Source organism: Streptomyces sp. AHU1 (genome assembly GCF_045343905.1).
Classification (GTDB): Bacteria; Actinomycetota; Actinomycetes; order Streptomycetales; family Streptomycetaceae; genus Streptomyces; species Streptomyces triticiradicis.
The window spans coordinates 3,021,287-3,046,247 of record NZ_CP174283.1 but is presented as its reverse complement, the minus strand read 5'-3'; the positions used below and the strand labels follow the sequence as shown (position 1 = coordinate 3,046,247).

Here is a 24,961-nt window from a genome sequence, read left to right as displayed (position 1 = left end):
GGCCGACGTGCCGGAATCATCAATTCCACACAACATCTTCACAACTGCGCCTAGGAACGTTACCGGCGGTGACCCTAGTCTTCCCGCGTCATGGACTACTGCCACGTGTGCCACAGGCACCTCGACGGCGCTCTCGACTGTCCCGGGTGCGGTACCCCGGTCGACGAACGCGGAGCGGACGCCGACGCCGACGTGCGCCACGGTGAGGGTGCCGACGCCGACGTGCGCCACGACGAGGGCGACGACGTCGAGCGGGGCTCCCGGCGGGCCGCGCGCCGGCGCGGAGGCGGTGTCCCGGACGCCGGGGCGGGGGCCGGGGGCCCGGGTGACCCGCGGGGCCGGGCCGGCGGTGGCCGTCGTGACCGCAGGGCCGCCGCGCACCGCCGCCGGCGCCGCCGCACCCTGTACGTGGCCGTGGGCTTCGTCCTCGCGGCCGGCGGTCTGAGCCTCGCCGAACTCGGTGTCGACGCGCCCGGACTGGGGTCGAGTCCCGCGGTGGCGGAGTCGTCCGACGGCTCGGCCTCGCCGACGGCGTCCGCGCTCCTGAAGAGTTCCCCCTCCGCCTCCCCCTCGGACACCCGCGCGCCCGTCCCCTCGCCGTCGGCCTCCGTATCCGCCCCCGCACCCCGTTCCGCGTCCCCCACGGCGACGAGCGAGGAGAGCGCCGCCGGCGGCGAGCCCTCGGCCGCCGGCACCCTCCCGGGCCCCTCCGCCTCGGCCCCGGCGACGGCCTCCCCGGACCCGACGGCCCCGGTGACGGCCTCCCCGGACCCGACGGCCCCGGCCTCCGCCACCGCCGCCCCGACGGCCTCGGCCTCCGCGCCGGCCCCCACGTCCTCGGACGACTGCGAGCGCTTCCTGTGGTGGTGCACGTAGGCGTGCCGCCGCCCGCCGCCGGGTGACCCCTCTCCGGGGTGTCCCCGGCGGTTCCGCCCGCCCGGACGGAGGGCGCCGGGCGGTTTTGTCCGGTCCCGGGGAGGCCGCCGCGCGGGCGGGGTGACCCGGAAACGGCACGTCGTGGTCCCGCGTGCCGTCCCGGGTTCCGGTTCTCGTGCCGTGACGGGTTCCGGTTGCCGTGGCGCCGGATGCGCCGGTCCTCGCGGCGAGGGGGTCCCGGTCCGCCGCGGGGCGCCCGCGTCCTCAGCCGCCGTCGGTGCCGGCGCTCTCGCCCAGCATGCGGCGCAGCAGGTCGCGCAGGGCCAGCCGTTCCTGGTCCGAGAGCTCGGCCAGGGGTTCGCGGGCGAAGTCGAGCGAGTCGCGCAGCCCCCCGGCGATCCTGCGGCCCTCGGCCGTCGCCGCCGCCAGTTTCACCCGGCGGTCCGCCGGGTCGGGGCGGCGTTCCACCAGTCCCCGGGTCTCCAGCCGGTCCACGATCCCCGTGACGTTCGACGGCTCGCACCTCAGCTTCTGCGCCAGACGGCGCATCGGCAGCGGCTCCAGCGAGAGCAGGCTCAGCAGTCGCGCCTGCGCGCCGGTGAGGGCGTGTTCGGCCGCCGCGTCCTCGTACTCCTCGTGGTAGCGGGCCACGACCGTGCCGATCAGCTCGACGACCTCCACGGTCAGGGGGTCGATCCGTGGTCTCTTGTGGGTGGCCATGCCCCCGATCCTACCGTGTTGCTTGACATCATGAAATATTCAGGCGCATGGTTGTTTGAGGTTCTGAAGTATTTGACCGCCCGCCCGTCACCGTGAAAGGCGCACCCTCATGTCCGAGACCCCCCAGCTTCCCTCCACCGGCCGTGAATGGCACCTGGTCAGCCGCCCGGTCGGCTTCCCCCAGCCCTCCGACTTCGCCCTGGTCGAGGCCGAGGTCCGGCAGCCGGGTCCGGGCGAGGTCCTGGTACGGAACGCCTACGCCTCCGTCGACCCGTACATGCGCGGCCGCATGAGCGACGCCAAGTCCTACGTCGCCCCCTTCGAGCTCGGAAAGACCATGCAGGGCGGCGCGGTCGGCGAGGTCATCGCCTCGAACGCCGAGGGCATCGAGGCCGGCGACCACGTGCTGCACTTCCTCGGCTGGCGCGAGTACGCCGTCGTGGACGCCAAGCAGGCCGTCAAGGTGGACCCGGAGGCCGCGCCGCTGTCGACGTACCTCGGCGTCCTCGGCATGACCGGCCTCACCGCGTACGCCGGGCTCCTGCGCACCGCCTCCTTCAAGGAGGGCGACTCCGTCTTCGTGTCGGGCGCCGCCGGTGCCGTCGGCAGCCAGGTGGGCCAGATCGCCCGGCTCAAGGGCGCCTCGCGCGTCATCGGCTCCGCCGGGTCCGACGAGAAGGTCAAGCTGCTCCTGGAGGAGTACGGCTTCGACGCGGCCTTCAACTACAAGAACGGCCCGGTCTCCCAGCAGCTGCGCGACGCCGCCCCCGACGGCGTCGACGTCTACTTCGACAACGTGGGCGGTGACCACCTGGAGGCGGCCATCGGTTCGCTGAACCGGGACGGCCGCATCGCGGTCTGCGGAATGATCTCCGTCTACAACAACACCGAGGCCGCCCCCGGCCCCCGGAACCTGGCCCGGCTGATCCAGACCCGCGGCCGCATCCAGGGCTTCCTCGTCGGCGACCACTACGACCTCCAGCAGGAGTTCGTCCAGGAGGTCGGTGCCTGGATCCGCTCCGGTGAGCTGAAGTACACCGAGACGGTCGTCGAGGGCATCGAGAACAACCTGGAGGCGTTCTTCGGCGTCCTGCGCGGCGACAACATCGGAAAGATGATCGTCAAGCTCTGACCCGGACGGGGTGGCGGCGGACCGGACGGTGACCGCCGCCGCGGCGGCGGCCGACCGGACGACGACGGCCGCCGCCACCGCGGACTGCGGCCCGGCGCGCCACCCCGATAAGGTCTCCCCATGCGCGATCTTGGGGTGGGTTTCGGCTATCTGCTGCGCGGCCAGCGGTGGGTGGTCCGGCACGGGAAGAGTTTCGGGTTCGGGCTGCTGCCGGGACTGATCACGCTCGTGCTCTACGCGGTGGCGCTCGTCGCCCTCGGTGTGTACGGGGAGGACTTCGTCACCTGGGCGACGCCGTTCGCGGACGACTGGTCCAGCCCCTGGGCGGGGCTGTTCCGCGGCTTCCTCACCGCCGTCCTCTTCGCCCTCGCCCTCCTGCTCGCCGTCCTCACCTTCACGGCCGTCACCCTGCTCGTGGGCCAGCCCTTCTACGAGAGCCTCTCGGAGAAGGTCGACCGTGACGTCTCCCCGGACGGCACGGCCCCCGAGTCGGGGCTGCCGCTCTGGCGCGAGCTGTGGATCTCCGCGCGCGACAGCGTCCGGATCCTCGTGCGGGCCCTCGTGTGGGCGGTGCTCCTCTTCGCGCTCGGCTTCGTCCCGTTCGTCGGCCAGACCGTCGTCCCGGTGCTCGGCTTCTTCGTCACGGGCTTCTTCCTCACCGAGGAACTCGTCGCCGTCGCCCTCCAGCGCCGCGACGTCGACCTCCGGGCGCGCCTCGCGCTGCTCCGCTCCCGCAAGACCCTGGTCTGGGGCTTCGGCACCCCCCTGGGCCTCGCCTTCCTCGTCCCGTTCGTCGCGGTGTTCCTGATGCCGGGAGCGGTCGCGGGCGCCACCCTGATGGCCCGGGACCTGCTCGGCGAGGAGATCCGCGAGGACGACGCGGACGAGGACTCCGAGGAGGCCCCGGAGGGGGCGTCCGAACAGCGGAGCGCCACGCCCTGACCGGAACGCCCGCCGCCTCGCGGGTCTCCGCCCGACCGCCCGTCCCGGGGGGCCTCCCGCCCGGTGGTCAGGCGGGAATCCGCGCCACCGCCTCCCGCAGCGCGGCCAGGAACGCCCGCGCCGCCGGGGTCAGGGACCGCCCGCGCACCGTCGCCGCGTACACCGCCCGGGCCGGCGCCTCCTCGTCGAGCACGGGCAGGAGCGCGATGTCCGGACGCACGGACTCGGCGGCGAGCGCGGGGATCAGGGCCACCCCGAGACCGGCCGCCACGAATCCCTGCTTGGCGGTCCACTCGGCCACCACGTGCGCCACCCGCGGCCGGAACCCGTGCCGCAGGGCGGCGTCGAGCAGCGTCCCCTCGGGGCGCGGGCTGCCGGATATCCAGTCGGCGTCGGCGAGCTGCGGCAGGCGCACGGACGGCTCCGCGGCGAGCGGGTGTCCGGCGGGGACGGCGACGTAGAGGGATTCGTCCAGCAGGTGGTGCAGGGAGTAGGCCTCCAGCGGCGCGCGGCCCGTCGTCGAGACGACCGCCAGATCGAGCCGGTCGGCGCTCAGCAGGTCCAGCAGGACGGGGGTGAACTCCTGGAGGCGGGTGAGCCGGACGGCGGGGTGCCGGGCCCGGAACACCGCGATCGCCCGGGGCACCAGCGCCGCGTCCGCCGTGGCGAAGGCGCCCACCCGCAGCCGCCCGTCCGCCGCCTCCCGCAGCGCGGCCAGCTCGCGCCCGGCCCCGCGCAGCCGCTCCACCACCGCCTCCGCGTGCGGCAGGAGGACCCGGCCGGCCTCCGTCAGCCGCACCCCCCGGGGCAGCCGGTCGAAGAGCGGCGCCCCGCCGAGTGCCGCCTCCAGCGCGGAGATCTGGCGTGAGACCGCGGACTGCGTCCATCCGAGCGTCCGGGCGGCCACGGTGAACGAACCGTGCCGCGCCACGTCGAGGAAGACCCGCAGCCAGACGGTGGACAGGTCGGGTGCGCCGGAGGCGTCCGCGGCGGACACGCCTCCACCGGACAACTCCTCTTCCCCGCCGCCCGCTTCACCCCGGGCCGGTTCACCGGGGGTGTCGCGCGGGGAGCCGTCCCGGGTGAAGGCGTCATGCTGATTCGGCATGGCAGGCATGCTAGACACTCGCTTGTCGCATCGCGGGCCCGCGCCTAGCGTCCCCCGCATGGAAAAGATCGCCTTTCTCGGACTCGGGCACATGGGGTCCGCCATGGCCCGCCGACTCCTCGGCGCACAGCACCCGTTGACGGTGTGGAACCGCACTCCCGCGAAGGCGGGGCCGCTCGTCGCGGCGGGCGCCGTCCTCGCCTCCTCGGCGGCCGAGGCGGTGCGGGACGCGGACGTCGTGATCACGATGCTCGCCGGCCCGGCGGCACTCGACGCGGTCGCCGGGTCCGTTGTCCCCGAACTGCGCCCCGGCGCCTGCTGGGTGGAGATGTCGACGGTCGGCCCGGACGTGATCGGAGGGCTGGCCGCCCGCCTCGGGCAGGGCGTGACCCTCGTCGACGCCCCGGTCATGGGCAGCACCGACCGGGCGGAGTCCGGTCGGCTCGGCGTTCTCGCCGGCGGTGACGCCGCCCGCGTCGAACACGTGCTGACCCGCCTCGGGACCGTGACCCGCACCGGACCGCCCGGCTCGGGCGCCGCCCTCAAGCTCGTCCTCAACGCCGCCGTCCTCGGCGGCGTGGCCCTGGTCGCCGAGGCCCTGCTCCTCGCCGAGACCCTGGGCCTGGACGAGGAGACGGCCCGCACCGCGCTGGCGGGCGGCCCGCTCGGCGGCGTGGTGGGCCGCGCCTTCGCCGAGGGCGTGCACTTCGGCACCGCGCTCGCCGTGAAGGACCTCGCGCTCGCCACGGAGCCGGCCCGGCTCCCGGCCGTGGAAGCCGCGCTGGAGCACTTCCGGCGTGCCGCCGAGGACCCGGCCGCGGCCGACGAGGACATCGCACGAGCCGTCACCCGTATCCGCCGACAAGCCTGAAGGACCGTCATCATGCGCGTCACGCTCGACAGCCCGGCCTCCGCGCCGCAGCCCGCCAACTCCTCCTACTCCCAGGTCGCCCGCGTCGAACTCCCCGGCGGCGGAGCCCTCCTGTACCTCTCGGGTCAGGTCGCGGACGGCCCCGACCTCGCCGCCCAGAGCCGCGGTGTCTTCGAGACCATCGCCGCGCTGCTCGACGCGCACGGCGCCGGCCTCGACGACATCATCAACATCCGCACGTACCTCACCGACATCGGCCGGCTGGGCGAGTACGGCGCCGTGCGCCGGGAGTTCCTCACCGGGACCGCGCCGACCAGCATGACCTTCGAGGCCGCGCGCCTGTTCAAGCCGGACGCCCTCGTCGAGGTCGAGGTCGTCGCGGCGGTCGGCGCCCGGCCGGAGGCATGAACCCGGACCGCCCCGAGGCGCTCAGTCCTCGCCCAGCAGGGTCAGGAAGTCACGGAACGCGGCCGCCATGTCCACCGACTCCGGGTCGAGCAGCCACTGGTACTGGAGACCGTCCATCACGGCGACGAGGAGGGGAGCGGCACGCTCCGGCGTGAGCCCGCTCGGCAGCCGCTCCCCGTACTCGGCGCGCAGCGCCACGGCCATGTCCGCGCGCACCGTGGTGTAGCGCCGGGTGAAGAACTCGCGGGCCGGATGCCCCTCCGTGACGCTCTCGCCGAGCAGGGCCGAGAAGGTCTGGATGATCCCGGGCCGCATCGCGTTGTACTCGACCAGGGCGACGAGCAGGTCGGCCCGCCAGCCGGTGCCCGGCAGGGCGTCCCACTGGTCGCGCTCCTTGAGCACGGCGACGAGCAGGGCCTCCTTGGTGGGGAAGTGGTGCAGCAGGCCCTGCTGGGTGAGGCCCACGCGCTCGGCGACCGCGGCGAGGCTCGCGCCCCGGTAACCGCGCTCGGCGATCACCTCCAGCGCCGCGCGCACGATCTCGGCGCGCCGCTCCTCGCTCCTGGTCCTGGTCGCCATGGCGTCACCGTACGGCATCCGGTCACCCCGATCATAACGGCAGGGTAACGAAACCTACCGGTCGACAGGTGGCCGATGCACGATGAGGGGGACCGACGGCTTTCAACGAGGAGGTGCCGCCATGGCGGAGACCGCGGCGGGGACGGCGAAGGACCATCAGGACGAGGGCCATCAGGACGCGGAGGCGGAAGCGGCCCGCGAGGCCGTCGTCGAGGCGGCCCTCGGCCGGCTCGGCCTGGACGCGAAGGCCCGGCTGCTGTCCGGGCAGAACATGTGGACCCTGCCCGCGCTCCCCGAGATCGGGCTGAGGTCCCTCGTCATGTCCGACGGCCCGATCGGCGTCCGCGGTGTCCGCTGGAGCGCCGACGACCCCTCCGTCGCGCTCCCCTCGCCCACCGCGCTGGCCGCGGCCTGGGACCCGGAACTGGCCCGCCGCGCGGGCGTGCTGCTCGCCCAGGAGGCGCGCCGCAAGGGCGTCCACGTCCTGCTCGCCCCCACCGTCAACCTCCACCGCTCACCGCTCGGCGGCCGCCACTTCGAGGCCTACAGCGAGGACCCGCTCCTGACCGGCGCGATCGGCGGCGGCTACGTCCGGGGCGTCCAGTCCGGCGGGGTCGCCACCACCGTCAAGCACTTCGTCGCCAACGACGCCGAGACCGACCGCTTCACGGTGAACAACCTCGTCTCCGAACGCGCCCTGCGCGAGCTGTACCTGGCGCCCTTCGAGACCATCGTCGCCACCGCCCGCCCGTGGGGCGTCATGACCGCCTACAACTCGGTCAACGGCACCACGATGAGCGAGCACCGCCGTCTGGTGAACGAGGTCCTGCGCGGCGAATGGGGCTTCGACGGCTTCAACGTCTCCGACTGGAAGGCCGCCCGCGACACCAGGGCCGCGATCGAGGGCGGCCTCGACGTCGCCATGCCCGGCCCCCGGACCGTCTACGGAGAACCGCTCGCCGCCGCCGTGCGCGCGGGCGAGGTCGCCGAGGCAACGGTCGACGCGGCCGTGCGCAACGTGCTCCGGCTCGCCGCCCGCGTCGGTGCCCTGGAGGGCGCCGACCCCGTCGTGACCGAGCCCCCGGCGGCCGTGGACGGGCGGGCGCTGGCCCGCGAGGTGGCCCGCCGCGGCTTCGTCCTCGTCCGCAACGAGGGCGCCCTGCCGCTCCCCGAGGGGCACCGGGTCGCCCTCGTCGGTGCCGCCGCCCGCGACGCCCGCGTGCTCGGCGGCGGCTCCGCCACCGTCTTCCCCGCCGGGATCGTCTCGCCCCTCGACGGTCTCACCGCCGCCCTGCCCGAGGGCGGCGTGACGTACGCCCTCGGCGCCGACCTGACCGTCGAACTCCCCGCCGCCGACAAGGGGTTCGAGCTGCGCGCGGTCTGTCGCGACGCCGCCGGCGAGGTCGTCGCCACCGCCTCCGTCCCGAGCGGCCACATCCAGTGGATGGGCGACGACCTGCCCGAGGGCGTCACGTACGAAAACCTCCACAGCATCGAACTCACCGGCACCTTCACCCCGCGCGAGTCCGGCCCGCACACCTTCGGCATCAAGGGCCTCGGCGCGTTCACCCTCACCGTCGACGGCACGACGTACTTCGACGACGTCCAGAGGACCGCCGAGGACGGCCCGTTCGTGACGTTCTTCGGCGCCCCGGTGGCGCGCGGCCGGGCCGAACTCGCCGCGGGCACCCCGGTGGAGGTCTCCCTCACCCACGTCGTCGCGATCCCCGAGGGTGTCCCGATGCGGGGCGTCCGCTTCACGCTCGCCCACCAGGAACCCGTGCGCGACGCCGACGAACTGATCGCCGAGGCGGTCGAGGTGGCCCGCGCCGCCGACACCGTCGTCGTCGTGGTCGCCACCACCGACCGCGTCGAGTCCGAGGGCTTCGACCGCGCCGACCTGAGGCTCCCCGGCCGCCAGGACGAACTGGTCCACGCCGTCGCCGCCGCCAACCCCAACACCGTCGTGGTCGTCAACTCCGGCTCCCCCGTGGAACTCCCGTGGCGCGACGAGGTCGCCGCCGTGCTCCTGAGCTGGTTCCCGGGCCAGGAGGGCGGCGCAGCCCTCGCCGACGTCCTCACCGGCGCCCACGAGCCCGGCGGCCGCCTCCCCACCACCTGGGGCTCCCTCGCCGACGCCCCGGTCACCCGGGTGCGCCCCGAGGGCGGCGAACTCCCGTACGCCGAGGACGTCTTCATCGGCTACCGCGCCTGGGAGAAGGAGGGCAGGACCCCCTCGTACGCCTTCGGGCACGGCCTCGGCTACACCGACTGGACGTACGAGTCCATCGAGGCGGAGGGCACGACCGTCACCGTCCGGGTGCGCAACACCGGTGAGCGGTCTGGGCGCGAGGTCGTCCAGGTCTACCTCGCCCCCGCGGAACCCGGCACGGAGCGGCCCGTCCGGGCGCTCGCGGGCTTCGCCGGGGTCGAGGCCGCGCCCGGCGAGAGCGTCGAGGCCGTCGTGGAACTCCCGCGCCGCGCCTTCGAGATCTGGGACACCGCCACGAACGCCTGGGCGTTTGTGAAGGGTTCGTACGAGATTCAGGCGGGCCGTTCCCTTGCGGACCGCCGTCTGAGCACGATCATCGAGGCGTGAACAACGCGCCCCCTCTCGGCCGGCCCCGGCCCGGAACCTGACCTCCGGACCGGGGCCCGCCGATACTCCCGGCGGCGTCCTCCGTGCTCCCGTTCCCCGGGGCGGCGTCCCCTAGGAGCGCACGGAGAACCCGTACACCGTCTCGGACCGGTACACCCCGCCCGGCCGCAGCTCGGTGCTCGGGAAGTCCGGCCGGTTCGGGGAGTCGGGGAAGTGCTGGGTCTCCAGCGCGATGCCGTCGTTCGGGGCGAACGGGTCGCCCAGGTGGTCGGCGGTGTAGAGCTGCAGGCCCGGTTCGGTGGTCGCGACCGTCAGCACCCGCCCGGACGCCGGGTCGTACAGCTCGGCGACCTCCACGGGAGCGGCGGTGACCCCCTTGTCGAGCACGTAGTTGTGGTCGTAGCCCGCTCCGGTCTTGCGGGGCTCGCGGAAGTCGAAGCGGGTGCCCCCGACCGGGTCGAGCTCCCCGGTCGGGACGAGGCTCCCGTCCACCCTGGTCAACCGCGAGGCGTCGAGCCGCAGTTCGTGCCCGAGCGCGCTGCCGGAGCCGGCGAGGTTCCAGTACGCGTGGTTCGTCAGGTTCACCACGGTCGGCGCGTCGGTGACCGCCTCGTAGGCGATCCGCAGCGCGCCCCGCTCGTCGAGCGTGTACGTCGCCGAGACCTCCAGGCGGCCCGGGAAGCCCTCCTCGCCGTCCGGACTGACCCGGGAGAGCCGGACACCGTGCTCGACCGGCTCCGCGTCCCACACGCGCTTGTCGAAACCGCCGTCGCCGCCGTGCAGCGAGTTGGGCCCGTCGTTCGGCTCCAGGCGGTACGCCGTCCCGTCCAGGGAGAAGCGCGCGCCCCCGATGCGGTTCGCGTACCGCCCGACCAGCGCGCCGAGGTACGGCCCGGGATGGGCCGTGTAACCCTCCAGGGCGGAGAAGCCCAGGGTCACGTCCGCGACCCGACCGTCCCGGTCCGGCACCTCGGCCGCCTGCACGATCCCGCCGTACGTGAGCACGCGCACCCGGACCCCGGCGCGCTCCAGCGTCCAGCGGTGGACCCGGGCGCCGTCGGAAAGTGTGCCGAAAAGTTCACTCATGAGGGAAACCCTAGGTCACGGGGTTGCGTGCCGTGACCGTCCGGTAGGCGATCTCCGCGAGCCGGGCCTGTCCGTCCCTGCTCGGATGGAACCAGTCCCAGTGGCTCAACTGGTCCGTGCCGAAGCGGTAGTCGAAGACCGCGTTCCCGTCGAAGCGGCAGCGCCGGTCCTTGGCGCACACCTCGCGCAGCACCTGGTTGTACGCCTTCACCCGGTCCTGCACCTGCCCCCGCCTGAGGGTCGCCGCCGATCCCAGCGAGTCCGCGTCACCGAGCATCGAGGGACAGATGCCCAGCTTCCACACCTGCTTGCCCAGCGGATTGCCGCGCCCCTCGGACCAGAGCCGCTTCAGGTCCGGCACGCTCGACACGTACACCTGGGTCCTGGGCAGAGCGCGGCGCAGCGTGCCCATCGCCTCCTGGAACTCGGCGCGGAAGTCGGCGACGGGCGTCATCGCCGAGGCGGAGGAGCGGCAGGCGTCGTTGGCGCCCGCCATCACCGTGACCAGCTCCGGCCTCCGGGCCGCCGCCCGTTCCATCTGGCCGGGAAGGTCGGCCATCCGCGCGCCGGTCACCGCGTAGTTCCAGCTCCGCTCGGCCGCCCCGGCCGTGCCGAGCAGCCGTACCGCGAGAGAGCCGACCCCGGGATCGCTGCCGGTCGCCCACGACACCTCGGGGCAGTCGGACAGCACGCTGCACGCGTCGAAACCGCGCGTGATGGAGTCGCCGACCGCCGCCATGGAGTCCGGGCTGCGGTCCCAGACCGGCGTGGGCCTCGGGGACGGCCGGGCCCCCGCCGTCCCGCTGGGCGCCGAGGAGCCGCCGTCGGCGTCGCACGCGGCGGTGCCCAGGAGAGCCGCCGCGGCGGTGGCGGCGAGGACGGCCCGCCAACGGTGGCTGCGATTCCGCATCCCCTGGTCTCCTCGTTCGTTGTACAGGGTTGGTCGGCACCGTTCCCCGCGGTCGGTCGCACCACGTCGTACACGGCCGGTCGCACCGCGTTCACACGGTGCGGCCGACCTCATCCGGGTGGCGGGCCCGGGCCCCCGGCAGGGGAGTCCGGACACGTCCCGCCGGGTGAAACCTCGGCGGTTCACGGCGCTTGGACCGACGGTACGTCACACTCCTTGCGCCGCCGCAGGGTAGCCTCGCCACGTGGCCGCCCTGCCACTGCCGTTCCGCTAAGTTACAAGATGTCTCGCTCTGTCCGGAGGCCCCAGTGACGACACGTGGAGTTCTCTACGTGCACTCCGCGCCCCGCGCGTTGTGTCCGCATGTCGAGTGGGCGGTCGCGGGGGTGCTCGGCACGCGCGTGAACCTCGACTGGATCCGGCAGCCCGCCGCGCCCGGCACCTGGAGATCCGAGTTCTCCTTCAAGGGCGAGGCCGGCACCGCCTCCAAGCTGGCCTCCGCGCTGCGCGGCTGGCACCTGCTGCGCTTCGAGGTCACCGCCGAGCCCTGCCCCACTGCCGAGGGCGAGCGCTACAGCTGCACCCCCGAGCTCGGCATCTTCCACGCGGTGACCGGGATCCACGGCGACATCCTCATCCCCGAGGACCGGCTGCGCGCGGCCCTGCTGCGTTCCCAGCGCGGCGAGAGCGACCTGGAGGCCGATCTCGCCAAGCTCCTCGGCAAGCCCTGGGACGACGAGCTGGAGCCCTTCCGCTACGCGGGCGAGGGCGCCCCGGTCCGCTGGCTGCACCAGGTGGTGTGATCCGTGCGACCCGCGTGACCCGGGCGGTGTGACGCCCCGTCGGCACCGTCCGCACCGCCGCCGAAGCACCCACGCACTGTGGCCCGTACCCCTGTGATCAGGGGTACGGGCCACAGCTCGTACGGAGGGGAACCGGCGTCAGACGGTACGGAACGCCAGGACCACGTTGTGCCCGCCGAAGCCGAACGAGTCGTTCAGCGCGGCGATGCGGCCCTCGACGGGCAGCTTGCGGGGCTCGCCGCGGACGATGTCGGCGGCGGCCTCGGCCTCGGGGTCGAGGTTCTCCACGTTGATGGTCGGCGGGGCGATCCGGTGGTACAGCGCGAGCACGGCCGCGACCGACTCGACACCGCCGGCGCCACCGAGGAGGTGACCGGTCATCGACTTGGTGGCGGAGACCGCGAAGTGGTCGGCCTCGTCGCCGAACACCTTGCGCAGCGCCTTCAGCTCGGCCACGTCACCGGCCGGCGTCGAGGTGGCGTGCGCGTTCACGTGCACGATCTCGGCCGGGTCCAGGTCGGTGCTGTCGAGCAGGTTCTGCAGGGCGTGCGAGATGCCGCGGCCCTCGGGCTCCGGCTGCACGATGTCGTGCGCGTCGGCCGAGATGCCCTGGCCGACCGCCTCGGCGTACACCCGGGCACCGCGCGCGGCGGCGTGCTCGGCGGACTCCAGGACGACGACGCCGGCGCCCTCGCCGAGGACGAAGCCGTCACGGGCGACGTCGTAGGGGCGCGAGGCACCCTCGGGGTCGTCGTTGTTCTTGGACATCGCCATCATGTTGCCGAACGCGGCGATGGGGAGCGGGTGGATGGCCGCCTCGGTGCCACCGGCGACGACGACGTCGGCGCGGCCCGTGCGGATCATCTCGATGGCGTAGCCGATGGCCTCGGCGCCGGAGGCGCAGGCGGAGACCGGGGTGTGCACACCGGCGCGGGCGCCCACGGCGAGGCCCACGTTGGCGGAGGGACCGTTCGGCATCAGCATCGGAACGGTGTGCGGGGAGACACGGCGTACGCCCTTCTCCTTCAGCACGTCGTACTGGTCGAGCAGGGTCGTCACACCACCGATGCCGGAGGCGATGACCGCGCCCAGCCGGTCGGGGTCGACGCTGGGGTCCTCGCCCGCCTTGTCGGTGAAACCGGCGTCGGCCCAGGCCTCCTTGGCCGCGATCAGCGCGAACTGCGCCGAGCGGTCCAGTCGGCGGGCCTGCGGGCGGGGGATGACCTCGCCCGGCTCCACGGCGATCTGCGCCGCGATACGGACGGCCTGGTCGGCGGCCCATTCCTGCTCGAGGGGGCGGACGCCGGAACGTCCGGCGAGCAGGCCCTCCCAGGTAGAGGCTGCGTCGCCACCCAGCGGTGTGGTTGCGCCGATACCGGTGACGACCACGGTGCGATTGGTCGGGCTCACGGGAATTCTTTCTCCAACGGATTACGAGGATTCAGCGGCGCCACCGCCGGGTGGCGGGGCATCAGCCAGGGTGAGACCGGGGCACGGGGCCCCGGTCACCCGGACGGTCGGCCCAGGTGATCGGAAGATCAGGCCTGGTGCTTGAGGATGTAGGCGGTCGCGTCGCCGACGGTCTTGAGGTTCTTGACGTCGTCGTCCGGGATCTTGACGTCGAAGCGCTCTTCGGCGGCGACGACGACCTCGACCATGGACAGCGAGTCGACGTCCAGGTCGTCGGTGAAGGACTTGTCCAGCTGGACGTCCTCGGTGGGGATCCCGGCGATCTCGTTGACGATCTCGGCGAGACCTTCGACGATCTCTTCCTGAGTGGCGGCCATGTCAGGCGCTCCTTCGGTGTGTTTCCAGAGGGGTGGCGATTTTCCGTACGGACCGGATGATCCGGTACGGAGTGCCTAGGGGAGGGTAACGACCGTCGCGGCGTACACGAGACCCGCCCCGAAGCCGATGACGAGCGCGGTGTCGCCGCTCTTCGCCTCACCGGTCGCCAGGAGCCGCTCCATCGCGAGCGGGATCGAGGCGGCCGAGGTGTTGCCGGTGGTGCGCACGTCACGCGCGACCGTGACGTGTCCCGGCAGTTTCAGCGTCTTCACCATCGAGTCGATGATCCGCTCGTTGGCCTGGTGGGGAATGAAGACATCCAGGTCGTCCGGGCTGATCCCGGCCGCGTCCAGCGCCTGCTGCGCGACCTTCGCCATCTCGAACACGGCCCAGCGGAACACCGCCTGGCCCTCCTGCGTGATGGCAGGGAACTTGATTTCGCCCTTGGAGTCGAGCGGAAGCCGGGAGACGTCGCCGACCTTGAAACGGTCCCACGGCACCGTCTGCTTGATCGTGCCGGCCTTGTCGCCCTCGCTGCCCCAGACCGTCGGGCCGATGTGCGGCTCCTCGGAGGGGCCCACGACGACCGCGCCCGCGCCGTCGCCGAACAGGAAGGCCGTCGCGCGGTCCTCCAGGTCGGTCAGGTCGCTCAGCCGCTCCACGCCGATGACGAGGACGTACTCCGCCGAGCCCTCGACGACCATGCCCTTGGCGAGGGTCAGGCCGTAGCCGAAGCCCGCGCAGCCGGCCGAGATGTCGAAGGCCGCGGCCTTGTTCGTGCCGAGCTTGTCGGCGATCTCGGTGGCGATGGCCGGGGTCTGGGCGAAGTGCGACACGGTGGAGACCACCACGGCACCGATCTGGTCGGCGCTGATCCCGGCGTCGGCGATGGCCTTGCCGGACGCCTCGATGGACATCGCGGCGACGGTCTCCTCGTCGGAGGCCCAGTGCCGGGTCTCGATGCCCGAACGCGAACGGATCCATTCGTCGGACGAGTCGATCGTCTCCAGGATCACCTCGTTGGGCACCACCCGGACGGGGCGGTAGCCGCCGACGCCGAGGATGCGCGCGAACGGAGCGCCCTTGGGTGCCTTGATCTTCGTCATGCTCGGGCTCCTCAGGCGGTGCCGTGCTCGGCGATGAGCTCGCGAGCCGCGTCCAGGTCGTCGGGGGTCTTCAGGGCCAGCGTCTTGACGCCGGGCAGCGCGCGCTTGGCCAGACCGGTCAGCGTGCCGCCGGGGCACACCTCGATCAGCGCGGTCGCGCCGAGCTCCTGGAAGGTCTCCATGCACAGGTCCCAGCGGACCGGGTTGGCGACCTGGCCGACCAGGCGCGAGACGACGTCGGCACCGGAGGCGACGGCCCGGCCGTCACGGTTCGAGACGTACGTGACCCGGGGGTCCTTCGGAGTCAGGTCCTCGGCGGCCTTCGCCAGCGCGTCGACCGCGGGGGCCATGTGGTGGGTGTGGAACGCGCCCGCCACCTTCAGGGCCACGACCCGCCGGACGCCCTCGGGCTTGTCCGCCTCCAGGGCGGCCAGCTGCTCCAGCGTGCCGGCGGCCACGATCTGGCCGGCGCCGTTCACGTTCGCCGGGGTCAGCCCCAGCTTCTCCAGGTGCGCGACCGTCGTGTCGTGGTCCCCGCCCAGCAGCGCCGACATACCGGTCTGCGTGATGGTGGCGGCCTCGGCCATCGCGAGGCCGCGCTTGCGCACGAGGGTCAGCGCGGCGGTGTCGTCGAGCACTCCCGCGAACGCGGCTGCGGTGATCTCGCCGACGCTGTGGCCGGCGACGGCGCCGGGGGTCACGTCACCGAGCGCCGCGGCGGACAGCAGGCCGGCGGCGACCAGGAGGGGCTGCGCCACGGCCGTGTCACGGATCGCGTCCGCGTCGGCCTGCGTGCCGTAGTGGGCAAGGTCCAGCCCGATGGCGTCCGACCACGCGGCGAGGCGTTCGGCGGCACCGGGGAGGTCGAGCCAAGGAGTCAGGAAGCCGGGCGTCTGAGCGCCCTGGCCGGGAGCGACGAGTACGAGCACTCTCACACTCTCTCTTGGGGACGGCCACGGCCGCCCGTGGGGACAGGGACGAAGAACACGAGGGGGAATTGTAGGTCCCCGACAAAAGCCTATGTTTGTGGATCGCCATCGGCCAGACGCCCCAGGATCAGCGCGATCCTCAGCGTGAACGCCGACCGGACGTCCGAGGGTGACCACCCGGTGACGTCAGTCACACGTCGAAGCCGGTAGCGCACGGTGTTGGGATGGACGAACAGCATCCGGGCGGCCCCTTCGAGGCTGCTCGCCTGTTCCAGGTAGACGCTGAGCGTCTCCAGGAGCGCCGAGCCCGCCTCCTCCAGCGGTCTGTAGATCTCCTCCACCAGCTGCTCACGGGCGGACGGGTCTCCGGCGATCGCGCGTTCCGGCAGGAGATCGTCCGCCAGAACCGGGCGCGGGGCGTCCTGCCAGGCGAAACACGCCTTCAGCCCGGCCGCCGCCGCCTGTGCCGACCGGGTCGCGGCCAGCAGATCGGGCACGATCGGCCCGGCGACGACCGATCCGGCGGCGAACGGGCCGATCAGCGACTTGGCGACGGCGAGGGGGTTGTCGCTGCCGCCCGCGATGACGACCAGCCGGTCCCCGAGCACCCCCGTCAGCACCTGGAGCTTGGCGTGCCGGGCGGCCCGCCGGATCGCCTCCACCGTCAGCTCGCTGTCACCGTCGGGCGCCGTGCCCAGCACCACGCAGACGTGTTCGGGGGAGTTCCAGCCGAGCGCGGCGGCCCGGGAGACGGCGCCCTCGTCGGCCTCGCCGGAGAGCACCGCGTTCACCACGAGCGACTCGAGGCGGGCGTCCCAGGCGCCGCGCGCCTCCGCCGCCTGCGCGTACACCTGGGCGGTGGCGAAGGCGATCTCGCGGGCGTAGACCAGGAGCGCCTCGCGCAGCACGGACTCGTCGCCGGGTGCCGCCACCTCGTCGATGGCCGATTCCATGACCTCGATTGTCGTCCGCACCATCTCCACCGTCTGGCGCAGCGTGATAGCCCTGGTCAGCTCGCGTGGCGCGGTGCCGAAGACATCGGTGGAGATGGCCTGCGGCGCGTCCGGGTGCCGGAACCACTCCGTGAAGGCCGCGATACCGGCCTGGGCGACCAGCCCGATCCACGACCGGTTCTCCGGTGGCATGGCCCGGTACCAGGGCAGCGTCTCGTCCATCCGCGTGATGGCCTGGGCGGCGAGACTGCCGGCCGACTTCTCCAGCCGCTTGAGGGTCGCGGTGTGCGAGTCGACGTCGTGCGCGGGGCGCTCGGTGTTGCTGGCTTCGGGTTCGGGCACGGGACAAGACTGCCTTATCCGGACGCAGCCGTGCGGCGGCGGGTCGCAAGTAACCGGGGGGAGCCCTCACCGCGCCGGAGCTACCGTGGAGGGGTGATGGACGTCCGCCGCGCCGACGAGCGCTACCGCGGAGGGGACCCGGCGGCCGGGATCTCCTCGCTCCACGCCTTCTCCTTCGGCCCGCACTACGACCCCGACAACCTCCGCTTCGGCGCGGTGATCGCCTGCAACGAGGAACGGCTCGCCCCCGGCGCCGGCTTCGACGAGCACCCGCACAGCCACACCGAGATCGTCACCTGGGTGGTGGAGGGCGAGCTGACCCATCGCGACTCGGCGGGCAACGAGTCGGTGCTGCGCCACGGGGACGTCCAGCGGCTGAGTTCGGCGGGCGGCGTCCGCCACGTCGAGCGCAACGACGGCGAGCTGCCGCTGGTCTTCGTCCAGATGTGGCTGGCACCGGTGGAGCCGGGCGGCGACCCCGCGTACGAGACCGTCCGCGGCATCGCGGACTCCACCCCGTACGCCGTGCCCGAGGCGGGGGCCATGCTCCATGTGCGCCGGCTGACGGCGGGCGAGCGCACCGCCGTCCCCGACGCGCCCTACGTCTACGTCCACGTCGTGCGCGGCGAGGTCCGGCTGGACGGCGTGGAACTGGGGGAGGGGGACGCGGCCCGGGTCACGGACGCCAAGGACCTGGAGCTGCTCGCGGGCGCCCCGGCGGAGCTGCTGGTCTGGGAGATGGCGGTCGGCTGACCCCGGGGCCGCCGCCGGCCGCGTCAGGAGGCGAGGTCGGCCAGCACCGCGTCCGTGAACGGGGTCCACGCCTCGATCGCCCAGGGGCCGAAGGGGCGGTCGGTGAGCGCGACGCAGGCGGCGCCCGCCACCGGGTCGACCCACAGGAACGTACCGGCCTGCCCGAAGTGGCCGAAGGTGCGCGGGGAGGACGAGGTTCCCGTCCAGTGCGGCGACTTGGAGTCGCGGATCTCGAAGCCGAGCCCCCAGTCGTTGGGGTTCTGGTGACCGTAGCCCGGCAGGACGCCCTTGGTGCCGGGGTACTGGACGGTCATGGCCTCCGCGACCGTGCGCGGGTCCAGCAGCCGCGGCGCCTGGAGCTCGGCGGCGAAGCGGACGAGGTCGTCCACGGTCGAGACGCCGTCCTTCGCGGGCGAACCGTCCAGCGTCGTCGCGGTCATGCCGAGGGGTTCGAGGACCGCCTGGCGCAGGTATTCCGCGAAGGGCATGTCCGCCGCCTTGGCGATGTGGTCCCCGAGCACCTCGAAGCCGGCGTTGGAGTACAGCCGCCGCTCCCCGGGCGTGAAGGTCGCCCGGTGCTCGTCGAAGGCGAGGCCCGAGGTGTGCGCGAGCAGATGACGGACCGTCGAACCGGCGGGCCCGGCGGGTTCGTCGAGCTCGATCGCCCCCTCCTCGTACGCGACGAGCGCGGCGTACGCGGCGAGCGGCTTGGTGACGGAGGCCAGCGCGAACCGGTGTCCGCCCGGCCCGTGCGAGCCGGCCACGGTGCCGTCCGCGCGGACGACCGCGGCGGCGGCGGTGGGGACGGGCCAGTTCGAGATCAGCGCCAGGCTCTGCGAGGACATGCCCCGAGCCTAAGCCGGTCCGAGGCTCAGCCGCATCGAGGGGTCGGGCTTGCGGACGAACCCGAGGGCCGCGTAGAGCGGCTCGGCCTCGGCGGACGCGTTGAGGTCGACCTGGGCGACACCGTGCTCACGGAACCAGCCGAGGAGCGCCTCCATGCAGGCGCGGGCGTAACCGCGGCGCCGGGCGTCCGGATCGGTGGCGACGCTGAAGACGTACCCGACCGCGCCGTGCGGATTGTCCGCCCGCCCGATCCGGTACTCGACCGTCCCGGCGACGAGCGCCGCGAGGGCTCCCGGGCGGTCCGGGTGGTCGATCACGAAGGCGGCGAAGGAGCCCTCGGGACCGGAGAGCTTCGCGCGTACGGTGGGCAGCGAGGCGGCGTGCCACTCGCTGGAGGAGTCCGCTGCGAAGACCGAGTCGATCATCACCTGGCGCAGGCGCAGCAGTTCGGGGGCGTCCTCGGGCGTGGCACGGCGTACGGGATTCATGTTCCGCACGGTAACCAGCACCTCCCGGCCATGTCCCGGCGTTTTCGGCCGGTTCGGCTTGCCTGGAGTGCACTCCAGGGTTTTAGCGTGGAGGGCATGACGGTGATGGAGACGACAGCCGAGGCCACCGGGACCGATATCTGCGTCGCCCCTCCCGAGCGGGAGCCGCGACGCCCGGACGGACGGGACAAGTACACGATCAGCGAGGTCGTCGCCCTCACCGGCCTCACCGCGCACACCCTGCGCTGGTACGAGCGCATCGGGCTGATGCCGCACGTCGACCGCTCGCACACCGGTCAGCGCCGCTACAGCAACCGCGACCTGGACTGGCTGGGCCTGGTCGGCAAGCTCCGGCTCACGGGGATGCCGGTCGCCGACATGGTCCGCTACGCGGAGCTGGTGCGCGCCGGTGACCACACCTACCGGGAGCGCTACGAACTCCTGGAGGCGACCCGCCGGGACGTCCGGTCGCGGATCGCGGAGCTCCAGGACACCCTGGCCGTGCTCGACCGGAAGATCGACTTCTACGGGGACACGGGCCGCGCCCTCGCGTCGGAGCGGTCCTGACGGCGCCCGGCCCGATCGAGGGCCGGGCGGGGCCCGGTCCCGGGCCGTGCCGCACCCCTACAGCTGGGCGAGCAGTTCCGCCTTCTTGACGGAGAACTCCTCGTCCGTGACGAGCCCGGCCTCGTGCAGTTCCCCGAGGTGCCGGATCCGGTCGGCGATGTCGGCCGGGTCTCGGTGCGGCGCCGGGGCCGCGGCCGCTGGCGCGGGACTCGCGGAGCGCGTGGCGGCGAGCACGGCCGCCGCGAACGGCAGCGACTCGTGGACGGGCCCGTACCCGAGTCCGAAGACGACCGCCGCCGGGTCCTGGTCCGCCTGGGCGGGGTGCGCCGGCGCGGGCTCCCGCCGCAGCAGCCGCAGATGGCCCTCGAGCACCTCGGGGGAGCGCCACTCGACCCCGCACAGCGCGGAGACGGGGAAGGTCTGGTCGCCGGCCTTCCACTTCGCCGAGGACGCGCCCGTCCAGAACCAGCGGAAGGACACCGTCCTGCCGTCGAAGGACGCCTTCCCGTCGTAGGCCTTGAAGGCCAGCGGCCCCTCGGGCGGCTTCACGAGGAAGCGCTCGGCGGGCTCCTCGCCCGCGGTGAGCTGTCCGCGCAGTTCGTCCGCGTAGTACTCGGCCAGCGTCTCGCGGTCGGCCGGCAGCACCAGCCGATAGGGGTCGCACCCCTCCTTCAGCTGTCCCGCGGCCGCTTCCATCAGCGGATCGGCACCGGGCCTCGGCACCGCACGCAGAACGACCGTGCCTCGCTTCCCGGGCGTCAGCGTCACCGCCGAGATCGCCTCCAGGGGGATTCGGCGTTCGCCGAGCGCCTGGAACAGCTTCGGTGTGCGGATCCCCCGTTCGAAGCGGATGAGCACGGAGTCTGACTCGAACTCCCAGGCGGCATGAAAACCGGCCAGTACGTCACCCATGCGGGCCATCGTATGCGGCACGCAAGCCTCCGTCGCCTCTCTGTGCGGACCGCAGTTCTTCGTCCTCTACGCGCGTCAGGCCGACGCACCGGCGGACAAACCCGTCCGGCAGGCGTCATCGTCGTGCGCGCAGCGGACGGCACGGTACGCGCCGATCCCGATCTCCGCGAAGTTACGGAGACTCTCCGTGCCCGGCTCGAAGTAGCCGGCGTGTCCCTTCGCCCCCTCGGCGGACAGCACGCGCGCGCCGAACCCCTTCGACACCGGGTCCGCGCCGTGCCCGAGGCCTCCGAGCTCCATGTGCGGCACGTCCTGGATCCAGTCGTCCGCGTCGCGCATCGCCCAGACCCGGGCGGTGGTGTGCAGGTTCGCCGCGTTCGCCGCCCGCATGCCGGGACTGCCCGCCACCGCTATGTCGGAGACCCGGGAGGGCAGCGAGGAGGCGGCCACCCCGCACAGGACCGAGCCGTAGCTGTGGCAGTACAGCGCCACCTCCGCGCTTCCCGGCAGCGCCCGCACCAGTGCGTTCAGCCGCACCGCGCCCTCCTCCGCGCGCATGGCGGTGGCCGAGTCGATGCCGAGTCCGCTGGGCGTCGTGTAGTCGGCCCACGCGATCACGGCCGTACGCGTGCCGGGGTCCGCCGAGCGCTCCGCCCGGTACAGCGCACCCGCCATGCCGACGGGCGCCGAGTACCGCTTGTACGTGCGCTGGAAGGTGAGCAGGTCGGTGTCGACACCGGGGACCACGACCGAGACGCGGCGGGCCGTGTCGAGGTCGCCGAAGACCTCGGCGACCCGGCCCGAGCCGTTGGGGTCGAAGGCGAGGATCTTGCGGCTCTTGCGCAGCAGGGCCTCGTAGCGGTGCATCCGGCGGCCCGCGTCGTGCTGGCCGAGCGCGGACAGCCGGTTGTCGTGCATGCGCCGACGCTCGACCGTGCTCTCGTGCTTCAGCGCGAGACGGTTCGCCGCGTAACGCAGGGTCACCGGCGCCCCGTTCATGTTGCCGACCGCGAGCGGATAGCGGTGGGCGAGCTCGGAACGCTGCCGCGCGTCGAGCGTGGTGAAGAAACGGGCCAGCAGGTCCGGGGCCGAGTCCGGGTCGGGCAGCTTGTGCCCGGCGAGGCTGCCGTGCTCCCACGCGGAGCGGGACGCCTGGAGCGGGGAGGGTGCCCGGTGGCTGTGGAGCGCGGTCCAGCCACTGGTGGCCAGCATCACGAACACCACGGCCAGCGCGAGCAGTGCGCGCCAGACGTTGAGTTGGGGGGTGGTGTCGAAGGAAGTCACTGAGAGGACACCCTAGGAGAAGTGAGGAGCCTCCCGTTAAACGAGTGAGAGGGATCACGTTTCCGATGGGGTAATTGGGGCAAACCGGGTTCAGTTTGAGTTAAATGGTGACAGTCTGTACGGGCATTCCTGCTATGCGTGTGCGATATGTGACGCTCCGTGCGGGGGTGTTGTGATTCCGCGGGTTCTTCGCGGAGCGCCTCGCGCGGGCACCGTCCGTACAACGTGCGCGGGCGTGCGCGAGGTTCCGCGCACGGGCGTGTGCCGAGTCGCGCGGGCGGGTGCGGGCCGCGTCACGCGCGGGGGTCCGGAGCGGGGTTCGCGCGCAGGCAGGTGCCGGGTGCCGTGCGGAGGTTCCCCGGAGCGGCGCGCCCCGGAGCGTCACCGGGCCGTCACCGGGGCGCGGTGCCCCACTTCTCCGCCAACGCGGGCCCCACGTGGTCGAGATAGGTCGCGGTCAGCTCGCGGATCGCCTCGACGCTGGTGTCCTCGCCCGCGCCCCACAGTCGTCCCGTCACCCGCATCACCCCGCCGAACACCGCGACCGCGATGCGCGGGCGCGGGTCCGCGTCCACGTCGAGGCCCTCGCGCCCGGCGACGATCCGGGCGATCTCCTCCTCGGTCTCCTCCGAGCGGCGCAGGTGCACGGCGAGCAGCGCGGGGGTCGACTCGATCAATCGGTAGGTGCGCATGTGCAGTTCGATCGGCACCACCTCCTCGATCGCCTCGCCGATGGTGTCCCAGCTCTCCAGGACCGCGCGGCGCAGGGCCTCCAACGGGGCCTCGTGGGGCGGCCGTTCGCGCACCGCGGCGATGAAGTGCGACTCGGCGAGCCGCTGCAGGAACAGGGCGACGTCCTCCTTGCCGGCGAAGTAGCGGAAGAAGGTGCGCTGGGAGACGTCGACGGCCTCGGTGATCTCGTCGACCGTGGTCCGCTCGTAGCCCTGGGTGGTGAACAGCTCGAGGGCGGCCCGCAGCAGCGCGTCCCGGGTGCGCTGCTTCTTGCGCTCCCGCAGCCCGGGGCGCGGCGCCCGCCCCGTCGTCCCGGCCGTGTCCGGCGCCCGGCCCGTACCCGCCGTGTCTGCCGTGTCCACCGTCTCCGTCATGGTGCCGCGTTCTCTCCCAACCGAACTGTTCGTGCAGTTCAGCCTATCTGCGAGTGACGTGACAGTTACCGACTTGTGATGAGGTTTGTCAATTGTCAGCGGCTGTCACTAGCCTCGGGGGATGACTAGTCAGACCACCATCGACAAGACGGGCCCGGAGGACAAGACTCCGGACTCCCCGTCGGACCGGGCTCCGTCCACGGGCCTGCGCGGCCATCCGTGGTTCACCCTCATCACCGTGGCCGTCGGGGTCATGATGGTGGCCCTCGACGGCACCATCGTGGCCATCGCGAACCCGGCCATCAAGGACGACCTCGGCGCGACCTTCGCCGACGTCCAGTGGATCACCAACGCCTACTTCCTCGCCCTCGCGGTCTCCCTCATCACCGCGGGCAAGCTCGGCGACCGCTTCGGCCACCGGCAGACCTTCCTGATCGGCGTGACCGGCTTCGCCGCCGCCTCCGGCGCGATCGGCCTGTCGCACAGCATCGCCTTCGTGGTCACCTTCCGCGTCTTCCAGGGCCTGTTCGGCGCGCTGCTCATGCCCGCCGCGCTCGGCCTGCTGCGGGCGACCTTCCCGGCCGAGAAGCTGAACATGGCGATCGGCATCTGGGGCATGGTCATCGGCGCCTCCACCGCGGGCGGCCCGATCCTCGGCGGTCTGCTCGTCCAGCACGTCAGCTGGCAGTCGGTGTTCTTCATCAACGTGCCCGTGGGCCTGATCGCCCTCGCGCTCGGCACGCTGATCCTGCTGGACCACCGCGCCGAGAACGCCCCGCGCTCCTTCGACCTCGTCGGCATCGTCCTGCTGTCCGGGGCGATGTTCTGCCTGGTGTGGGCCCTCATCAAGGCCCCGACCTGGGGCTGGGGCGACGGCAAGACCTGGCTCTTCATCGGTGTGTCGGTCGTGGGCTTCGTCGCGTTCTCCTTCTGGGAGACGCGCGTGAAGGAACCGCTGATCCCGCTCGGCCTCTTCCGCTCCGTCCCGCTGTCGGCCGGTGTGGTGCTGATGGTGCTCATGGCCATCGCCTTCATGGGCGGCCTGTTCTTCGTGACGTTCTACCTCCAGAACGTGCACGGCATGAGCCCGGTCGACGCGGGTCTGCACCTGCTCCCGCTCACCGGCATGATGATCGTCGGCTCCCCGCTCGCGGGCCTGGCCATCACCAAGCTCGGCCCGCGCATCCCGCTCGCCGGCGGCATGGCGGCCACCGCGATCGCCATGTACGGCATGTCGACGCTGGAGGCCGACACCTCCAGCGGTCTGATGTCCATCTGGTTCGCCCTGCTCGGCCTCGGTCTCGCGCCGGTCATGGTCGGCGCCACCGAGGTCATCGTCGGCAACGCGCCGATGGAGCTCTCCGGTGTCGCGGGCGGTCTCCAGCAGGCCGCCATGCAGATCGGCGGCAGCCTCGGCACCGCCGTCCTCGGCGCCGTGATGGCCTCCAAGGTCGACAGCGACCTCCCGGGCAACTGGACCGCGGCCAAGCTGCCGCCGCTCACCCCGGCCCAGCTCGACCAGGCCTCCGAGGCGGTCCGGGGCGGCGTCGCACCGGTCACCAAGGAGACCCCGGCCGCGATCGCCGCGCAGATCACCGACGTCGCCCACGAGACGTTCATCTCCGGCATGAGCCTCGCCTGCCTCGTCGCGGCGGGCGTCGCCGTCGTGGCCGTCCTCGTCGCGCTGCTCACCAAGCGGGGCGAGAACGCGGAGGCCGGCGCGGGCGTCGGCCACATCTGACGGACGCGCCGCCCAGGACCCGCCCGGACCCGCCCGGACCCGGGCGGGTCTGCCGGCGTGAAACGGGGGTACCCGGTCCGTCGACCCGAACCGACCGACAGGTCACGGGAGT

General features: G+C 72.9%; 25 protein-coding genes. 10 read left to right on the top strand and 15 right to left on the bottom strand.

The features are described 5' to 3' along the window. Positions 1–90 precede the first annotated feature (90 nt). A complete protein-coding gene (locus ACICHK_RS13830; protein WP_406837131.1) occupies positions 91–876 on the top strand; it encodes a hypothetical protein in 786 nt (261 codons plus the stop codon). A gap of 264 nt (positions 877–1,140) precedes the next feature. Here the strand turns inward: ACICHK_RS13830 and ACICHK_RS13825 are convergent, their stop codons facing one another. Continuing rightward, entirely contained in the window at positions 1,141–1,596 is a 456-nt protein-coding gene (locus ACICHK_RS13825; RefSeq protein WP_151468165.1) for a MarR family winged helix-turn-helix transcriptional regulator, read from the bottom strand. A gap of 109 nt (positions 1,597–1,705) precedes the next feature. On the opposite strand from ACICHK_RS13825, the gene ACICHK_RS13820 reads away from it, so the two are divergent. Next, entirely contained in the window at positions 1,706–2,728 is a 1,023-nt protein-coding gene (locus ACICHK_RS13820) for an NADP-dependent oxidoreductase (RefSeq protein WP_151468166.1), read from the top strand. Positions 2,729–2,848: 120 nt separating this feature from the next. Beyond that, positions 2,849–3,670, top strand: coding sequence for an EI24 domain-containing protein (locus ACICHK_RS13815; protein WP_406837130.1), 822 nt, complete (start codon positions 2,849–2,851; stop codon positions 3,668–3,670). A gap of 67 nt (positions 3,671–3,737) precedes the next feature. Here ACICHK_RS13815 and ACICHK_RS13810 read toward each other — a convergent pair whose 3' ends face one another. Then, positions 3,738–4,634, bottom strand: coding sequence for a LysR family transcriptional regulator (locus ACICHK_RS13810; protein WP_406841218.1), 897 nt, complete (start codon positions 4,632–4,634; stop codon positions 3,738–3,740). 202 nt (positions 4,635–4,836) lie between these two features. Here ACICHK_RS13810 and ACICHK_RS13805 point away from each other — a divergent pair, with 202 nt between their 5' ends. Further along, complete coding sequence (locus tag ACICHK_RS13805) at positions 4,837–5,649, top strand: NAD(P)-dependent oxidoreductase (RefSeq protein ID WP_406837129.1); 813 nt, start codon at positions 4,837–4,839, stop codon at positions 5,647–5,649. A 12-nt stretch (positions 5,650–5,661) separates the two neighbouring features. Next, positions 5,662–6,057 (top strand): RidA family protein, encoded by a 396-nt coding sequence (locus ACICHK_RS13800; RefSeq protein WP_406837128.1) that lies wholly within the window; start codon positions 5,662–5,664, stop codon positions 6,055–6,057. Positions 6,058–6,078: 21 nt separating this feature from the next. Here the strand turns inward: ACICHK_RS13800 and ACICHK_RS13795 are convergent, their stop codons facing one another. Further along, positions 6,079–6,654 (bottom strand): TetR/AcrR family transcriptional regulator, encoded by a 576-nt coding sequence (locus tag ACICHK_RS13795; protein WP_151468171.1) that lies wholly within the window; start codon positions 6,652–6,654, stop codon positions 6,079–6,081. Between the two features lie 103 nt (positions 6,655–6,757). Between ACICHK_RS13795 and ACICHK_RS13790 the strand changes: the two genes are divergently transcribed. Next, complete coding sequence (locus tag ACICHK_RS13790) at positions 6,758–9,235, top strand: glycoside hydrolase family 3 protein (RefSeq protein WP_406837127.1); 2,478 nt, start codon at positions 6,758–6,760, stop codon at positions 9,233–9,235. 111 nt (positions 9,236–9,346) lie between these two features. On the opposite strand, the gene ACICHK_RS13785 is transcribed toward ACICHK_RS13790, so the two are convergent. Next, positions 9,347–10,321 (bottom strand): aldose epimerase family protein, encoded by a 975-nt coding sequence (locus ACICHK_RS13785; RefSeq protein WP_406837126.1) that lies wholly within the window; start codon positions 10,319–10,321, stop codon positions 9,347–9,349. Positions 10,322–10,331: 10 nt separating this feature from the next. Beyond that, complete coding sequence (locus ACICHK_RS13780) at positions 10,332–11,231, bottom strand: SGNH/GDSL hydrolase family protein (RefSeq protein ID WP_406837125.1); 900 nt, start codon at positions 11,229–11,231, stop codon at positions 10,332–10,334. A gap of 308 nt (positions 11,232–11,539) precedes the next feature. Here ACICHK_RS13780 and ACICHK_RS13775 point away from each other — a divergent pair, with 308 nt between their 5' ends. After that, complete coding sequence (locus ACICHK_RS13775) at positions 11,540–12,034, top strand: DUF3145 domain-containing protein (RefSeq protein ID WP_103548678.1); 495 nt, start codon at positions 11,540–11,542, stop codon at positions 12,032–12,034. 138 nt (positions 12,035–12,172) lie between these two features. Here the strand turns inward: ACICHK_RS13775 and fabF are convergent, their stop codons facing one another. The 5 genes from fabF to fasR all read right to left on the bottom strand — a co-directional run bounded on the left by fabF (position 12,173) and on the right by fasR (position 17,152). Continuing rightward, a complete protein-coding gene (fabF, locus tag ACICHK_RS13770) occupies positions 12,173–13,444 on the bottom strand; it encodes a beta-ketoacyl-ACP synthase II (RefSeq protein ID WP_151468175.1) in 1,272 nt (423 codons plus the stop codon). A gap of 128 nt (positions 13,445–13,572) precedes the next feature. Next, the gene (locus ACICHK_RS13765; protein WP_103548676.1) at positions 13,573–13,821 is read right to left on the bottom strand and encodes an acyl carrier protein; all 249 of its coding nucleotides are present in this window, start codon (positions 13,819–13,821) and stop codon (positions 13,573–13,575) included. A 75-nt stretch (positions 13,822–13,896) separates the two neighbouring features. Beyond that, positions 13,897–14,928, bottom strand: a complete 1,032-nt coding sequence (locus ACICHK_RS13760; RefSeq protein WP_406837124.1) for a ketoacyl-ACP synthase III — start codon at positions 14,926–14,928, stop codon at positions 13,897–13,899. A gap of 11 nt (positions 14,929–14,939) precedes the next feature. Then, positions 14,940–15,857 carry an ACP S-malonyltransferase gene (locus tag ACICHK_RS13755; protein ID WP_406837123.1) on the bottom strand — a complete coding sequence of 306 codons (918 nt, stop codon included), beginning with the start codon at positions 15,855–15,857 and terminating at the stop codon, positions 14,940–14,942. 89 nt (positions 15,858–15,946) lie between these two features. Further along, positions 15,947–17,152 (bottom strand): fatty acid biosynthesis transcriptional regulator FasR, encoded by a 1,206-nt coding sequence (gene fasR / locus ACICHK_RS13750; RefSeq protein WP_151468178.1) that lies wholly within the window; start codon positions 17,150–17,152, stop codon positions 15,947–15,949. A gap of 96 nt (positions 17,153–17,248) precedes the next feature. On the opposite strand from fasR, the gene ACICHK_RS13745 reads away from it, so the two are divergent. Next, positions 17,249–17,905: a pirin family protein gene (locus ACICHK_RS13745; protein WP_151468179.1), complete on the top strand. Its 657-nt coding sequence runs from the start codon at positions 17,249–17,251 to the stop codon at positions 17,903–17,905. 23 nt (positions 17,906–17,928) lie between these two features. Here the strand turns inward: ACICHK_RS13745 and ACICHK_RS13740 are convergent, their stop codons facing one another. After that, positions 17,929–18,750: a serine hydrolase gene (locus ACICHK_RS13740; RefSeq protein WP_151468180.1), complete on the bottom strand. Its 822-nt coding sequence runs from the start codon at positions 18,748–18,750 to the stop codon at positions 17,929–17,931. Positions 18,751–18,759: 9 nt separating this feature from the next. Next, positions 18,760–19,239, bottom strand: coding sequence for a GNAT family N-acetyltransferase (locus tag ACICHK_RS13735; protein ID WP_406837122.1), 480 nt, complete (start codon positions 19,237–19,239; stop codon positions 18,760–18,762). Between the two features lie 96 nt (positions 19,240–19,335). Between ACICHK_RS13735 and ACICHK_RS13730 the strand changes: the two genes are divergently transcribed. Beyond that, the gene (locus ACICHK_RS13730) at positions 19,336–19,806 is read left to right on the top strand and encodes a MerR family transcriptional regulator (protein WP_406837121.1); all 471 of its coding nucleotides are present in this window, start codon (positions 19,336–19,338) and stop codon (positions 19,804–19,806) included. 57 nt (positions 19,807–19,863) lie between these two features. Here ACICHK_RS13730 and ACICHK_RS13725 read toward each other — a convergent pair whose 3' ends face one another. The 3 genes from ACICHK_RS13725 to ACICHK_RS13715 all read right to left on the bottom strand — a co-directional run bounded on the left by ACICHK_RS13725 (position 19,864) and on the right by ACICHK_RS13715 (position 23,108). Continuing rightward, complete coding sequence (locus tag ACICHK_RS13725; protein ID WP_406837120.1) at positions 19,864–20,718, bottom strand: DUF4429 domain-containing protein; 855 nt, start codon at positions 20,716–20,718, stop codon at positions 19,864–19,866. 75 nt (positions 20,719–20,793) lie between these two features. Then, entirely contained in the window at positions 20,794–22,002 is a 1,209-nt protein-coding gene (locus ACICHK_RS13720) for an alpha/beta hydrolase (protein ID WP_406837119.1), read from the bottom strand. A 392-nt stretch (positions 22,003–22,394) separates the two neighbouring features. Then, a complete protein-coding gene (locus tag ACICHK_RS13715) occupies positions 22,395–23,108 on the bottom strand; it encodes a TetR family transcriptional regulator (protein ID WP_406837118.1) in 714 nt (237 codons plus the stop codon). A 121-nt stretch (positions 23,109–23,229) separates the two neighbouring features. Here ACICHK_RS13715 and ACICHK_RS13710 point away from each other — a divergent pair, with 121 nt between their 5' ends. Next, positions 23,230–24,849: an MFS transporter gene (locus ACICHK_RS13710; RefSeq protein WP_406837117.1), complete on the top strand. Its 1,620-nt coding sequence runs from the start codon at positions 23,230–23,232 to the stop codon at positions 24,847–24,849. Positions 24,850–24,961 lie beyond the last annotated feature (112 nt).

Coding starts and splice junctions, on each gene's coding strand:
- ACICHK_RS13830 (WP_406837131.1), top strand. CDS start 91: ATGGACTACTGCCACGTGTGCCACAGGCACCTCGACGGCGCTCTCGAC.
- ACICHK_RS13825 (WP_151468165.1), bottom strand. CDS start 1,596: ATGGCCACCCACAAGAGACCACGGATCGACCCCCTGACCGTGGAGGTC.
- ACICHK_RS13820 (WP_151468166.1), top strand. CDS start 1,706: ATGTCCGAGACCCCCCAGCTTCCCTCCACCGGCCGTGAATGGCACCTG.
- ACICHK_RS13815 (WP_406837130.1), top strand. CDS start 2,849: ATGCGCGATCTTGGGGTGGGTTTCGGCTATCTGCTGCGCGGCCAGCGG.
- ACICHK_RS13805 (WP_406837129.1), top strand. CDS start 4,837: ATGGAAAAGATCGCCTTTCTCGGACTCGGGCACATGGGGTCCGCCATG.
- ACICHK_RS13800 (WP_406837128.1), top strand. CDS start 5,662: ATGCGCGTCACGCTCGACAGCCCGGCCTCCGCGCCGCAGCCCGCCAAC.
- ACICHK_RS13795 (WP_151468171.1), bottom strand. CDS start 6,654: ATGCCGTACGGTGACGCCATGGCGACCAGGACCAGGAGCGAGGAGCGG.
- ACICHK_RS13790 (WP_406837127.1), top strand. CDS start 6,758: ATGGCGGAGACCGCGGCGGGGACGGCGAAGGACCATCAGGACGAGGGC.
- ACICHK_RS13785 (WP_406837126.1), bottom strand. CDS start 10,321: ATGAGTGAACTTTTCGGCACACTTTCCGACGGCGCCCGGGTCCACCGC.
- ACICHK_RS13780 (WP_406837125.1), bottom strand. CDS start 11,231: ATGCGGAATCGCAGCCACCGTTGGCGGGCCGTCCTCGCCGCCACCGCC.
- ACICHK_RS13765 (WP_103548676.1), bottom strand. CDS start 13,821: ATGGCCGCCACTCAGGAAGAGATCGTCGAAGGTCTCGCCGAGATCGTC.
- ACICHK_RS13760 (WP_406837124.1), bottom strand. CDS start 14,928: ATGACGAAGATCAAGGCACCCAAGGGCGCTCCGTTCGCGCGCATCCTC.
- ACICHK_RS13745 (WP_151468179.1), top strand. CDS start 17,249: ATGGACGTCCGCCGCGCCGACGAGCGCTACCGCGGAGGGGACCCGGCG.
- ACICHK_RS13740 (WP_151468180.1), bottom strand. CDS start 18,750: ATGTCCTCGCAGAGCCTGGCGCTGATCTCGAACTGGCCCGTCCCCACC.
- ACICHK_RS13735 (WP_406837122.1), bottom strand. CDS start 19,239: ATGAATCCCGTACGCCGTGCCACGCCCGAGGACGCCCCCGAACTGCTG.
- ACICHK_RS13730 (WP_406837121.1), top strand. CDS start 19,336: ATGACGGTGATGGAGACGACAGCCGAGGCCACCGGGACCGATATCTGC.
- ACICHK_RS13725 (WP_406837120.1), bottom strand. CDS start 20,718: ATGGGTGACGTACTGGCCGGTTTTCATGCCGCCTGGGAGTTCGAGTCA.
- ACICHK_RS13715 (WP_406837118.1), bottom strand. CDS start 23,108: ATGACGGAGACGGTGGACACGGCAGACACGGCGGGTACGGGCCGGGCG.
- ACICHK_RS13710 (WP_406837117.1), top strand. CDS start 23,230: ATGACTAGTCAGACCACCATCGACAAGACGGGCCCGGAGGACAAGACT.